Raw genomic sequence first — 12,666 nt, 5'->3', positions numbered from 1 at the left:
GCTGCTGGCGGTTTTTGGCCATTCCAAGGCGCCATTTTTCGCTGGATTATGTTGTTCCTATCAACGCTCGGCCACGAATTGCAGTGGGTTGCGCGGGCGGCCCTGGAAGCGGGTTTCGAAATACAGCGGCATATCACTGCTATTGGAGCCTGAAACCGCACTCTGAAGCAATGAATTACTGGTCCCAATTTCGCGATCAAGTCGTGCGACAGGTTCGCCAGCGCGTACCGATTGCCCAACCTGGACGAGTAGGTCGAGCGGGCCGGCCAGTACGCTGTGATACTCAGCGCCGTGATCAACAATGACCAGCTGCCCATACCGGCGGAATGGGCCAGCATAACGGATGGTGCCTTCACCCGGGGCCAGCACGGCCTGACCATCCCGAACACCAAAGACGAGGCCATCGGCCTGACCACCCGCGGTGTCGCGTTGGCCAAAGCGTCGGGCAATACGACCAGCCACTGGGCTCAACAGCCTGGGCGCATTGCCCCGAATGGCAGTCTCTTGCACGGCCGGTGGATCGGGAAGGCGTGATAGCTCCTGAACCAGGGCTTGAAGGCTTGCGGCCTGCTCAGCCAGTGCAGCGACCCGCGTTGCCTCGGCATCGTGATCGGCGCTGGTGGTGGCAAGCCGGTCGGCGCGGTCGCTGAGCAGCTGTTCCAGCGTCTGATCCTGCCGCTCCAACTCACTCGATAGAGAGGCCAACTCAACCCTGCGGCTCTCAATGCGTTGTTTCAGGTCGCTAACTGTTGCCACTTCTCGGCGCAGCGGCTCTAGCGAGGTCTGTAGGGCAGGGACCGCATTGCCCATGATCGTTGCCGCGCGGGTAATCTCACCAACCGATTGGGCTTGGCTCAACAGTGCTTCGGGTGGAATCCGGCTGATCCGCTGCAGACCGCCGAGAAGACGGGACAGTTCTTCCCGCTGTTCTTCCAGCCTGGCCTCAGCAAGGCTTAGCCGGGTTTCGAGGTCACCAATTCGCTCAACCAGATCGCGCCGTTCGTTCTCCCTTGCTTGGAGCAGTAGGGCGTTGGTTGCCAGGGTCTCACGGATTTGGAACAGCTCGTTGTTTAGCTGCTCCTTCTGCGCGGCTAGGGCAGCAGCCCGGGCGCGGCGCTGTTCAAGCTCACTCTCCACCGCCGCACCGGCGCGGGCCGCGGCCTCGGCATTCTCTGGCGTTTGGGCTTGGGCTTCTGGCCCGAGAGAAACCAGGGCCAAGATCGCAGCGGTGGCTAGAACTCGGATCACGCGGCGCTTTGATCCGTATTGGCAGGGCGCAGCAGGGATTGGCCGGTCATCTCGCTCGGCTGGTCAATGCCCATCAGGTCGAGCAGGCTGGGTGCCAGATCAGCCAGGCGGCCATCACGTAGCGTGGCGCCAGCCGCACCGCCGACCAATGCCACCGGCACTAGATTGGTGGTGTGTGCGGTGTGCGGGCCACCGGTTTCAGGGTCGCGCATGGTCTCGCAATTCCCATGATCAGCGGTGACGAGGGCGGCGCCGCCCTGGGCTTCAACCACCTCAAGCAGTTGGCCAAGGCCGGTATCCACGGTCTCGCAAGCCTTCACAGCGGCGGCGAGGTCGCCCGTATGCCCAACCATATCCGGGTTGGCGTAGTTGATAACGATCAGATCAAACTTGCCGGTCTCAATCGCCTTGGCGACCTTGTTGGTTAGCTCCGGCGCCGACATCTCTGGCTGTAGGTCATAGGTTGCAACCTTTGGGGACGGGACCAGGATCCGTTCTTCCCCCTCATATTCAACCTCTTCACCACCGTTCAGGAAGAAGGTGACGTGGGGGTACTTCTCAGTCTCCGCCGCGCGCAGCTGTTTGGCGCCTGCCTTCGACACAACCTCACCCAGCACATTGGTGAGTTCTTGTGGTTCGAACAGGGTGGTCATCAACGGGGCGAGGGCGCTGGAATACTCAACCATGCCGACAGCGGCGGCGAGGGCCGGTCGTTGCGGACGCTCAAACCCGTCAAAGCCATCATCCAGGAAAGCGGTCAGGATTTCCCGTGCCCGGTCGGCACGGAAGTTGGCCATCAGGATCGCATCGCCATCGGCCATGCCGGTATAGCCCTCATGAACCAGTGGCTCGACAAACTCATCGCCAGTGTCAGCAGCATAGGATGCTTCAATCGCCGCGATGGGATCGGTGAAGCCCTCGCCAGTGCCCTCAACCAATAGGTGATAGGCTTTCGCCACCCGCTCCCAACGTGTGTCGCGATCCATGGCAAAATAGCGACCGCACAGGCTGACAAGCTTCGTGTCACTCAGCCCTTCAACACTGCTTAAGAAATCGGCCATGGATTGGGCGGCTGATTGTGGCGCCACATCCCGGCCGTCTAGGAAGGCGTGGATCCGAACCGCGATGCCAGCCTTGGAAACGAGCTCCGCTAGTGCAGCGATATGCCGTTGGTGGCTATGCACACCGCCGGGGGATACGAGCCCCATTAGATGCAGCGCACCGCCGCTTGATTTCAGGGTTTCAATCAATTGGGCGAGCACGGGGTTCTCAGCCAGGCTGCCATCCTGAATGGCTTTATCGATGCGTGGCAGGTCCTGATCCACCACACGCCCAGCGCCAATGTTGATATGCCCAACCTCTGAATTGCCGAACTGACCATCGGGCAGGCCAACATCACCGCCGCTCGCGCTAAGGAAGGCGTGGGGACCCGCCGACCAGATGCGGTCAAAGACAGGTGTGTTCGCCTGTCGAACAGCGTTGTTGTCAGCGTCTTCGCGCCAGCCCCAGCCATCCAGAATGCACAGCATGACAGGGCGGGTTGGCTTTTGGTCGCTCATGGCTCTTATCGTTTGGTTGTTGGACCCTTCTGCCCAGGTTATGGGGCGTCCGGGGTCAGGTCTCAACCATCAAGCAGGCCAATTTGGTCAGATTTTTGGTTTATCTTGATCCGGGCACGGGCTGGCCGGGTCGTCTGGATCAATATCCAGGGGCAGATCGCGGGCTAATCCGCCTGCTGCAGCCAGGGTTTGCTTGGTCAGCTCCACCAAGGGCCGGATATCACCCTTCTGACCCAAATCAACATAGACAGCCTTATCCAAGGCCTCAGCATAGTCAGGGTCAAACGCCTTCAGCCGGGTTAGGAGGCCGCGATTACGGCCAATCCATTGATCATTATCGCGAAGGTGGAAGGTCGCCAGCTTGGGCATCAGCATGGCACCCAGGAACCGCATCTCTGCTGTATCCGTGCTGCCGGCTAGGCTCTCGGTTAGTTCGCTGATTTCAACGAGAGCGGGGCGTCGTTGTCCTTGCTTGAATTCTGGTGGGCCCTCCCGCAAATGACGGCGGGCCATGGTTCGGGCGATACGGGCAGTTGGGCTGCGCGGGTTGGTGACAACCTCGCCCTCACCAACGATTTCCATGACCCAAGGGCTGGCGGCGCGTTTTTCGCGACCAAGCCTGGTCTGCAGCCCCTCCAGATTATAGACGGCGAGGTCAATCGGTACGCCTTCAATCACCTGCTTAATCCGCTGGCGATGCTGCCCCGGTTTCTTAGGCAGGACGACCACCGCATCAACATCGGATCCGAAGCGCGCATCACCGCGCTGTACTGAACCACCTAGGAAGATAACCGCATCCGGCCCAAAGCGGCGGTCGATGAAACGCTGAAACGTTCGCCGTGCGACAGTGCTGAAATCGGGCGGCCCAATCTTGTGGGCAGCATCAGCATAGGGTGGGCGCTTGGGTTGGCTCATGGCCCGAAACTAACGCCCGCGACCGAAAGCAAAACTGTTTTATTTCAATAATTAACGGGATTAATCCCGATGGTATGGGTGGCCATCCAAGATGGTTTGCGCACGATATATCTGTTCCGCCAACATGGCGCGAACCAGCATATGGGGCCATGTGGCCTTACCAAACGACCAGATCAGATCAGCCTTGGCTTTGAGCACGGGGTCTAGCCCGTCGGCACCGCCAATTATGAGAGCGATATCGGCACGGCCACCGTCCCGCCAATTGGCAAGCTTGGAAGCGAAGTCACGGCTGCCTAACTCACGGCCACGCTCATCAAGCGCAATGACCACGGCACCGCTTGGAAGGCTAGCACTCAACAGCTCAGCCTCAGCGGCGCGGCGCTTATCCACCGGCTCAATCGGTTTCTTTAGGTCGGATTCTTTGAGGGTCAGAGGCCAGCGCATGCGCTCTGCATAATGCTCATAGAGCGCGCGCTCCGGTCCGGCGCGGGCCTTACCAATGGCCGCGATGGTAATATTCACGAGGGTTCGAGTGCTACTGCGCGCCAGCCAGGCTGACCGCAGCGCCACCACCGACCGACCCACTTGGCCCGTCTAGTAGCCACATCTTCTCGATATTGTAGAACTCACGCACCTCAGGGCGGAACAGATGCACGACGATATCGCCGGCATCGATCAGAACCCAATCAGCGGTGGCCTTACCCTCAACCTTCACAGAGCCCACACCAGCCTTCTTCAAGCGCTCAAGCAGATGCTCCGCCATGGCCGAAACCTGGCGGCTGGATGTGCCGGAAGCGATGATCATGGCATCGGCGATTGCCGATTTGCCGGAAAGGTCGATGGAAACAACATCGAAGGCCTTGTCGTCCTCTAGGGACTGGATGGCGAGGCGTTCTAATTCCTCGGGTTCCGGTAGATCGGTTGCCGTGGTGTCAGACGCCGAAATTTGACGAGCGTTAGCTATCGTCATCCTCCTTTACTGTGACGCATCCCGTGTTTGGTCAGGATGACAGAAGGAGCTCGGTCGATCTCGCCTATGCATATCGATCTGGCCAAAAAACCTTCCTATCCTTCGCCCGATCCCGGAATGATCACCTTGATCAAACAGGCCGAGCGATTAACAGACCCTTAACGCGCCGCCCTTATGGCCGTTGCCGATGCGCCGTGAAGCGGTATCGGCAGGTAAACCCAGCGCGGCGGTCCACCGATGTGCAGGCGGGATGCCCTTCCATGCGGCAGACGGTGCCTTTGGTAACGGATCGCCGCCATCGACGATCTCGCCCTTAAAGAATACGGAGCGCGCGCGAGCACCGCAACCGGCATTGTTTCAAAGATGCGGTTCCAATGCTGCCAGTGCCGGATTTGGGACAGATTATCCGCGCCCATCAACCAGGTGAAACCCGTGGCTGGAAAGGCTTTCCGGAGGGCAGGCAGCGTATCGGCGGTGTAACGGGTGCTCAAATCCTGCTCGATCGCCGTGACCAGAATGCGGGGATGGCAGGCGACCGACTGGGCGCTCTCGATTCGCTCAACCAGCGGCGCCATGCCTTTGCTCGATTTAAGTGGGTTTTGCGGGCTAACCAGCCACCAAACCTGATCTAGCCGCAGCTGTTTCAGGGCCAACAGGCTGATATGCCGATGACCATCATGGGCCGGGTTGAATGAGCCGCCTAACAGGCCAACGCGTAAGCCGCGCCACATGGCCGGTGCGCGCAGCCTTGGCTGGCTGGCACTGCGGATCGGGTTGCCGGCGATGGTTTGGCGGGTCATAGGGCGGAGGATATTGGATTAGGGCCGGGTCTGGCCTTGGCCGCGCAGCTTATACTTAAACGTGGTCAGCTGCTCCGCACCCACGGGGCCACGCGCATGTAGGCGACCCGTGGCAATCCCAATCTCCGCGCCCAGGCCAAATTCACCACCATCGGCGAACTGGGTTGAGGCGTTGTGCAGGACAATCGCGCTATCCACCTGGGCCAAGAACTGTTCCGCCAGCTCGCTATCACCGGTGACAATGCTGTCGGTGTGGTGGGAGCCATAGCGGTTGATATGGTCAATTGCGGCGCCAACGCCATCAATCACCCGGACTGAGATGATGGGGGCCAGATACTCGGTGACCCAATCGCTGTCATCGGCCGGGGTCACGGCGTCATTTACGGCCTGGGTCGCCGCATCGCCCCGTACAGCACAGCCGGCGGTCTGAAGTGCGCTAACCAACCGGGGCAGGGCAGTATCGGCGATGGTCGCATCAACAAGCAGGGTTTCAGCGGCACCACAGACGGAGGTGCGACGCATCTTGGCGTTCACCACAATCTGCTCTGCCATATCAAGGTCAGCGGCACCGTCCACATAGACATGGCAAAGGCCATCCAGATGGGCGAGCACCGGCACGCGGCTGTCATTCATCACCCGCTCAATCAGGGATTTGCCGCCCCGGGGGATCAGCACATCAATCAGGTCGGGGCGGGTAAGCATGGCGCCAACGGCGGCCCGGTCACGGGTGGGCACCAGTTGGATCGATGCTTCAGGCAGGCCATGCTCAACACAAGCTGCACTCAAGCATTCAGCCAAGATGGTTGAGGAGTTTAGGCTCTCGGATCCGCACCGGAGAATGGCCGCGTTCCCGGCCTTAAGGCATAGGGCGCCAGCATCGGCGGTGACGTTGGGTCGGCTCTCAAACACGATACCGACAACACCCAGGGGCACGCGGACCCGCTCGATGTTCAGGCCGTTGGGTCGGTCCCACGCTGCCATTGGTTGGCCAACGGGGTCGGGCATGGCGGCGATACTGCGCACGGCCTCAACCACACCGGCAATCCGCTCATCATCTAGGACCAGGCGATCAATCAGCGGGGTGGCGGTGCCATTGGCTTTAGCCGCGCTGACATCGGCGGCATTGGCCTCAAGTAATTTTGCCTTGCTAGCCTCAATCTTATCGGCGGCAGCGTTTAGGGCAGCGGTCTTCTGCGCCGCCGGCACGGTGGCCAGGACCAGGGCCGCTTGACGGGCGGCATTGCCCATTTGCTCGATAAGCGCTTCGGGATTATCGGCGCTGTTTTGGATCGCTTGTGACGACATTGGTCCTTGCCTGGCGACTGTTCTCGTTACGCCTCTATACCGCCGCAGCGATAACCGTGTCACCCATCAACCGGTAGGGTTAGCCCTGCGCCAGCATCCGATCTCGTTCAGCGGCGAGGACATCCAGCGCCTCTTCAAAGCGTAGGCGTGCGCCTGTCTCAGGGTGGCAATAGATCGGGTAGAGCAGGTAAGCGGCGGCAAAAACCTGCTCAATCGTAAGCTCGCGCCGTGGGTTTAGTGGCGGTAGCCGATCCTCAGTCACCCCCCAGCCCGCGTAGAATGGGCGGCCGTGTGTGGTTACTTTGAGGCCGCGCAGCAGCGCCTCAAACCCGGCGAGGGACGTGGCGGTATGAACGTGATCAATCGTCTCAAAAGCCTGATCGATGGTCATCGGCGTATCCACGACTAGGGCGATATCCCGCACATCATCGGGGTTTGACAGACGATCACGATCCCCGGCCAGTACATCGGGATGTGGCTTATAGATGATCTGCGCGTCTGGGTGCGCCTCAGCCGCTGCGCGGACGAGTGCGTTGTTATCAAACGCCCCGTCACAGCCATATTGGATGGATTGATCTTCCTCGACCTGGCCCAGTACGAGTACCCGTGGCCGATCCTTTGGCCCATAGACAGCCTCTAAATCCACTGGCTTGGCATGGTTGTACTTGCTCAACCCCAGCTTGCGGAGGCGGGTGATACCGGCCTTTGCCCGGTCAACCAGCGCGCTATCACTGTCGAAATCATAGGTCAGTAGCAGGTGCTCCAGATCCGATGGCACGTTCGGGTTGAAGTAGATGCCCCGCTTATCGAGGCAGAGGGACATTGGTGCGGGCCGGGTTCCAGTAAGGCCAGCAGAGCGGAGGAAACCATCCTCCACCCGCAGCAGATCAATTCCCTCACGCTGGGCAAGCTCGGCAACCCCTTCCGGTTCCATCATACCCCAGAGGATCATGCGGTCCGGCCGTTGTAGTGAGACGGCCTTCACAATCTGTTCATAACCGCAGGTTTCATCGAAATAGATGATGTCGGATGATCCTGGTTCATCCTCAATAAAGCGCGCGAAGGACTGTTCCTTCCAATTCCACATGGCAATCACAAAGGTGAGCGGGCGATCGCCAAAGCTGGGAAGCTTTTCGGCGGTGGGGTTTTGACGTTGGATCAGCATAAGCGCAGCGGGGTCATCTGGATTAGTTGGTGGATGATGTTGAACAGAAATGGGTTTTTGCATTCTCAGGGCTAGGGCCTGAGGTCAATTGGGTGTAGCTTCAACGGTGCTTGTTCCACAAAGCAGCTTACTAAAGCTTTCTCTTATATTAGCAAATTATGTCTCTATCGCTTGAAGGCAAGCACGCACTGATCGCCGGTGGCAGTGGGGAGATGGGCTATCACGCCGCCCGCGCCCTCGCGGCGGCCGGGTGCAACATAACCTTGATGGCCCGTGGCTCTGAGGGGCTAACCACCGCCGCCACGCGCCTGATTAATGAGGTGGATGGCGATGTTCTGACCGTCACCGCTGATCTGAATAACCGTTTGTCGATTGAGCGGGCGGTGGATCATGCCGAGGAGTCCTTAGGGCCGATCGATATCTTGGTCCATGCGGTGCGTGAGGATGTAAACGGCTATTACGATCAGCTGGATGTGGCGCGCCTGCAGATGGCGGCCCAGACCCTTCTTATTGGCGCCGCCAATCTGGTTGCGGCTGTCGTCCCGCCTATGCAAGAGGCAGGGGATGGCCGGGTGATGTTTGTGATTGGCCAGGATGCCATTCGGGGCCGTCCGCTTGGCCTCGGCACCTGTGCACTCCAGCATGGTTTATTAGGCTTAATGCGGGGATTGGCGCGTGAGGTCGCGGAAAGCGGCGTCGCGGTAAACGCTGTGGTAGCGGGGCTGGTTGATACTGACCGCCTATCGGTTGAGATCGATCAGATTGTTGCCCATACGCGTCGCGACCGCTCGGCGGTTAAATCCGACCTCGCCAATGGCAACGCCCAGCGCCGCCTTATCCAGCCGAGTGAGATTGGTGCCACGCTAGTGTGGCTGGCACAGGACGAGGCAAAGGGATTATGCGGCCAGGCAATGGTGATTGATGGCGGTGAACTCGGTTGATCGCTATGATATTGTCTTCGATGGTGGTGTCGCGAATTGCAATGCTCCATCGCGGCAAATCGGGTAATATGTTGTGCAGGGCGGCGGTGATAATCGAAGGAAACGCCAGCCTTTGGGGATTTTTTGACCACCATGGCGAATGATGCCGGTAGTGATGCTGATGAATGGACCGAGGCGGAGCAGGATGCCCCCGCCATGGCACCTCTAAAGCTGTCGCAAGCACAGTTCGATGATCAGGACGGCGAGGTTGCGCCGTTGCCTGAGGCTGCGCCGGTTGAGGAAGAGGCCGCCGAGCCAGAACCCGCTGCCGACCCAAATGCCCCTGAACCAACACTGATGGGTTACGACCCTGACGGTGAGTATGCCGATCTTGAGGATATGGCCGCCTGGATGGGGGCCTCTGACGGCAATTCAAACCAGGCTGATATTGACGCCATCATGGGTGATTCCGGTGTGACACCGGAAGCGGCCTCCCAGATGGATGAGGAGATCGCAGCACTTGAGGCCGGGCAGAAATACACCTCCCACTGGGACAATTTCTGCGCTGATAATCTGCCGCCTGAAGATCAGCTGCCTGAATTCAAGTTCCCCAAAATCTGGCTACGCCACCCGGATCGGTTGAATGCGGTCACGGATCTGCTCGACCGTATGGTCTTCGCCGGTCACGCGGACAGCCCATGCTTCCATACCTCTAAGGGGGTGTGGAGCTACACTGATGTTTACCGGGACTCAAACCAACTCGCCCACGTTCTGATGGATGAGCTGGGGGTTATCCCGGGTGCCAGGGTTTTAATCCGCGGCTTTAACACGCCGATTATGATGGCGGCCTTCCTCGCCGTGTTGAAGGTTGGTGCCGTCGCTGTGCCAACACCGCCATCCATGCGGGCCCGTGACCTGGCGCGGATTGTCGATAAGGCGCAGATCAACTTCGCTATCTGTGATGATCGCCTGACCGCCGAACTCGCCAAGGTTCAGGAAAAACGGCCCGATCTTTATGAAGTCTTGGTCTTCGCCGGCAATGGCCAGCGCCCCGACGGCGCCGCAGGCTTTGAGGGTCCGGAAACTGGCCCGAATGATTGGCGGTATGCTGAGCCACTCATGGCGCCGAAAGAGCCGCAGTTCGATAACTTCGATACGGCGGCCGAGGATATCTGCCTAATTGCCTTCACCAGCGGTACGTCCGGCGAGGTGAAAGGCACGATGCATCACCATCGTGATCTGATCGTGACCGCGGATTGTATGCCGCGATCGGCCTTGCCCAGCATACCGGAAGACATCTTTGTCTGTAACATGCCGCTGAGTGAGACGTTCGGTCTGTGTAGCTTGCTGTTGTTCCCGATGCGGATCGGTGCGTCATCAATCCTGCTCCAGCAGTTTGAGCCAAAGGTCCTGATCCAGGCGATTGGCCGGCTAAAGGCAACCGTTTGCTGCTCATCACCCAGCAGTTACCGCGCCATGCTGGAATACACCGGTAAGGTGGATGTCACCTCCCTGACGACCTGCGTGTCCAGTGGTGAGCCGCTATCCAGTGCCGTCTACACCCAATGGCGCAACCAAACCGGCAGCAACATCATCGATGCTTTCGGCTCTACTGAGCTGCTGAGCCGGGTTGTGGCTTCGCCGCTTGATGAGATCCGGCCTGGTGCCACAGGCAAGCCGATTGAGGGGTATGCCTGCCGTGTCGTAGATGAGGGCTTCCGTGACCTGCCAGCGGGCATGAGCGGGCGCCTCGTGGTTAAGGGGCCGACCGGCTGCCGCTATCTGGGCGGTGAACGCCAAACCGAATATGTCCAGCGCGGCTGGAACGTGACCGGCGACCTCTACAGCGTCGATGCCGATGGCTTCTATTGGTTCCAGGGCCGTATGGATGATGTGATCGACAATGGTGGCTATGAGATTATGGCGCCAGAGATTGAGGAAATGCTGCTTGAGCATCACTCAGTCGCTGACTGCGCGGTGGTTGCGGCGCCAGATAAGGCCCTGGGCACCGTGGCCAAGGCTTATATCGTGCCAGCCCGTGGGGTTAAGCCAGATGACGAGCTGATTACTGAGCTTCGTGATTTCGTCCGTAAGCGTGAAGACGCCTTTAAATGTCCAACCCATTGGGATTTTGTTCCGAGCCTGCCACGCACCGATGCTGGGGTGGTTCAGCGCTACAAGCTGCGTGAATACGCCAAGCGCCAGTTCCAGGAACAAGAACAGCCCGCCGCCGAATAGGCATGCGGGCTGAGCGCAGACGTTAAATTGTCTTAACTACTCAATCAGTTAATGCGGCTTGGCAGCTGATCGATGCTGTCTTGCAGAAGCGATGACGACTTGGATGCGTCCATCGATTTCTCAATCAGGTCGCGGGTTGCCTGGACGGCAACTTCAGCGGCGACGGAACGAACCTCGGCAACGGCCTGCTGTTCCATCTGGGCGATACGGCTTTCAGCCAGCTGCTTCTGCCGCTCGGCAGCCGCTTCGGCATCGACCTGCGCCTGTTTGATCAGGGCATCGGCCTGCTTCTTCGCATTTTCGACCAGTTCCTTAGCCGTCTTTTCAGCATCGCGCTGTTGGCGTTGGTACTGGGCCAGCATGGCTTGCGCTTCTTCACGCAGGCGCTGTGCCTCATCGATTTGCGCCCGGACATTATCCGCGCGGTCATCGAGGGCCTTGGTCACGGTCTGGGTGACCTTCTTGTAGACCAACGCCACAAAGATGACGAAGGCAACGGCAACCCAGAACTTGCTGTCAGAGAACAGTTCCATCAGGAGGTGGCCCCTTCTGCCTTAGCGTCCGTGCGGTTAGCAAGGGCGGTTTGGACAACACCCTCCACATCCGTATCGGACGCGGAGATGTTGGCAATCTTAGACACGCTGCCTTTCACCGCCTCGCTTACGATGGCGTTGAGGTCAGCGAACGCGGCACCCTTTTCCTCGGCAATACGGTTCTCGGCTTTGGTGAACCGGCCCTTAAGGCTGGATTCAACTTTAGCAAGCCGTTGGGCCGTATCGCTTGCGGCCTGTTCCTGTGCCTTGGCGATGGCAGCATGCGCTGCCTGCCGGGCTTCACTCAGGGAATCTTGATATGATGCCTCGGCGTTTTCAGCCTCAGCCCGCAATTCCTCAGCCCGTGCCAGGTCGCCGGTGATCTTCTCTTCCCGTTCCTCAAGCACTTCCGTGTAACGCGGCAGAATGCGCTTACGCAGAATGTGGAACAGGGTGAAGAACACCAACAGCAGCCAGAAGATCTGGGACGAGAATTTCGTCGGATCAAGCTGCGGTAGGCCGCCACTACCCTCGCCATGATCAGCCTCAGCCGCCCAGGCCAGGCCAGTCATCACAGCGTAGCTAGCGCTCGCCATAACGGCAAACGCGGTAGCGCGGCTAAACACGGGTTTAAAAGTGCGGATCATGATCGCGTTCCTAAGTCCGAGATAAAGACCGGCCGAACAATAGACCGGCCGGTACAAATACCGGTCGGTTAGACGAACAGGATCAGGATCGCGATCACGAGTGCGAACAGGGCGACAGCCTCAGTCAGCGCGAAGTAGAGCAGGCCAGAAGCCTTGAGCTCACCAGCAACTGATGGGTTGCGAGCGATCGACGTCAGGATGGATGAGAAGATGTGGCCAAGACCAAGACCAACACCCAGCAGTGGCAGAACGGCGATACCAGCGCCGATCATACGTGCAGCTTCGACTTCCATGGTGAATTCCTCTTTAACTCAAAACAGGTGTCATTAACGGTTGTTTGGGCGGATGCCCGTAGATGCCGTTGGC

General features: G+C 59.2%; 13 protein-coding genes. 2 read left to right on the top strand and 11 right to left on the bottom strand.

Features of this window, described 5'->3' with window-relative positions; translation table 11 throughout:
• Positions 1-60: 60 nt before the first annotated feature.
• The 8 genes from KI792_11455 to KI792_11420 all read right to left on the bottom strand — a co-directional run bounded on the left by KI792_11455 (position 61) and on the right by KI792_11420 (position 7,884).
• The gene (locus KI792_11455) at positions 61-1,248 is read right to left on the bottom strand and encodes a peptidoglycan DD-metalloendopeptidase family protein (GenBank protein ID MBV6633632.1); all 1,188 of its coding nucleotides are present in this window, start codon (positions 1,246-1,248) and stop codon (positions 61-63) included.
• A complete protein-coding gene (gene gpmI / locus KI792_11450) occupies positions 1,245-2,807 on the bottom strand; it encodes a 2,3-bisphosphoglycerate-independent phosphoglycerate mutase (GenBank protein MBV6633631.1) in 1,563 nt (520 codons plus the stop codon). The genes KI792_11455 and gpmI overlap by 4 nt, the downstream gene beginning before the upstream one ends.
• 87 nt (positions 2,808-2,894) lie before the next feature.
• On the bottom strand, positions 2,895-3,722 hold the full coding sequence (locus KI792_11445; GenBank protein ID MBV6633630.1) for a nucleotidyltransferase domain-containing protein: 828 nt from the start codon (positions 3,720-3,722) through the stop codon (positions 2,895-2,897).
• A 60-nt stretch (positions 3,723-3,782) separates the two neighbouring features.
• Positions 3,783-4,244 (bottom strand): 23S rRNA (pseudouridine(1915)-N(3))-methyltransferase RlmH, encoded by a 462-nt coding sequence (gene rlmH / locus KI792_11440; protein ID MBV6633629.1) that lies wholly within the window; start codon positions 4,242-4,244, stop codon positions 3,783-3,785.
• Positions 4,245-4,257: 13 nt separating this feature from the next.
• A complete protein-coding gene (gene rsfS, locus KI792_11435; protein MBV6633628.1) occupies positions 4,258-4,692 on the bottom strand; it encodes a ribosome silencing factor in 435 nt (144 codons plus the stop codon).
• Positions 4,693-4,850: 158 nt separating this feature from the next.
• The gene (locus tag KI792_11430; GenBank protein MBV6633627.1) at positions 4,851-5,423 is read right to left on the bottom strand and encodes a nicotinate-nucleotide adenylyltransferase; all 573 of its coding nucleotides are present in this window, start codon (positions 5,421-5,423) and stop codon (positions 4,851-4,853) included.
• 87 nt (positions 5,424-5,510) lie between these two features.
• Positions 5,511-6,797, bottom strand: a complete 1,287-nt coding sequence (locus KI792_11425; GenBank protein ID MBV6633626.1) for a glutamate-5-semialdehyde dehydrogenase — start codon at positions 6,795-6,797, stop codon at positions 5,511-5,513.
• 79 nt (positions 6,798-6,876) lie between these two features.
• Positions 6,877-7,884, bottom strand: a complete 1,008-nt coding sequence (locus KI792_11420) for a capsular polysaccharide biosynthesis protein (GenBank protein ID MBV6633625.1) — start codon at positions 7,882-7,884, stop codon at positions 6,877-6,879.
• Positions 7,885-8,120: 236 nt separating this feature from the next.
• Between KI792_11420 and KI792_11415 the strand changes: the two genes are divergently transcribed.
• Entirely contained in the window at positions 8,121-8,903 is a 783-nt protein-coding gene (locus KI792_11415; protein ID MBV6633624.1) for an SDR family oxidoreductase, read from the top strand.
• Positions 8,904-9,035: 132 nt separating this feature from the next.
• The gene (locus KI792_11410; GenBank protein ID MBV6633623.1) at positions 9,036-11,120 is read left to right on the top strand and encodes an AMP-binding protein; all 2,085 of its coding nucleotides are present in this window, start codon (positions 9,036-9,038) and stop codon (positions 11,118-11,120) included.
• 44 nt (positions 11,121-11,164) lie between these two features.
• On the opposite strand, the gene atpF is transcribed toward KI792_11410, so the two are convergent.
• The 3 genes from atpF to KI792_11395 all read right to left on the bottom strand — a co-directional run bounded on the left by atpF (position 11,165) and on the right by KI792_11395 (position 12,593).
• The gene (atpF, locus tag KI792_11405; protein ID MBV6633622.1) at positions 11,165-11,653 is read right to left on the bottom strand and encodes a F0F1 ATP synthase subunit B; all 489 of its coding nucleotides are present in this window, start codon (positions 11,651-11,653) and stop codon (positions 11,165-11,167) included.
• Positions 11,653-12,300, bottom strand: coding sequence for a hypothetical protein (locus KI792_11400; protein MBV6633621.1), 648 nt, complete (start codon positions 12,298-12,300; stop codon positions 11,653-11,655). Before KI792_11400 ends, atpF begins: the two co-directional genes overlap by 1 nt.
• Before the next feature lie 68 nt (positions 12,301-12,368).
• Entirely contained in the window at positions 12,369-12,593 is a 225-nt protein-coding gene (locus KI792_11395; protein ID MBV6633620.1) for a F0F1 ATP synthase subunit C, read from the bottom strand.
• Positions 12,594-12,666 lie beyond the last annotated feature (73 nt).

Source organism: Alphaproteobacteria bacterium SS10, assembly GCA_019192455.1.
GTDB lineage: Bacteria > Pseudomonadota > Alphaproteobacteria > TMED2 > TMED2 > TMED2.
Note: the sequence above shows the minus strand (reverse complement) of the source record. Positions and strands in the feature narration are given on the sequence as shown.

Coding starts and splice junctions, on each gene's coding strand:
- gpmI (MBV6633631.1), bottom strand. CDS start 2,807: ATGAGCGACCAAAAGCCAACCCGCCCTGTCATGCTGTGCATTCTGGAT.
- KI792_11445 (MBV6633630.1), bottom strand. CDS start 3,722: ATGAGCCAACCCAAGCGCCCACCCTATGCTGATGCTGCCCACAAGATT.
- rsfS (MBV6633628.1), bottom strand. CDS start 4,692: ATGACGATAGCTAACGCTCGTCAAATTTCGGCGTCTGACACCACGGCA.
- KI792_11430 (MBV6633627.1), bottom strand. CDS start 5,423: ATGTGGCGCGGCTTACGCGTTGGCCTGTTAGGCGGCTCATTCAACCCG.
- KI792_11425 (MBV6633626.1), bottom strand. CDS start 6,797: ATGTCGTCACAAGCGATCCAAAACAGCGCCGATAATCCCGAAGCGCTT.
- KI792_11420 (MBV6633625.1), bottom strand. CDS start 7,884: ATGTGGAATTGGAAGGAACAGTCCTTCGCGCGCTTTATTGAGGATGAA.
- KI792_11415 (MBV6633624.1), top strand. CDS start 8,121: ATGTCTCTATCGCTTGAAGGCAAGCACGCACTGATCGCCGGTGGCAGT.
- KI792_11410 (MBV6633623.1), top strand. CDS start 9,036: ATGGCGAATGATGCCGGTAGTGATGCTGATGAATGGACCGAGGCGGAG.
- atpF (MBV6633622.1), bottom strand. CDS start 11,653: ATGGAACTGTTCTCTGACAGCAAGTTCTGGGTTGCCGTTGCCTTCGTC.
- KI792_11400 (MBV6633621.1), bottom strand. CDS start 12,300: ATGATCCGCACTTTTAAACCCGTGTTTAGCCGCGCTACCGCGTTTGCC.
- KI792_11395 (MBV6633620.1), bottom strand. CDS start 12,593: ATGGAAGTCGAAGCTGCACGTATGATCGGCGCTGGTATCGCCGTTCTG.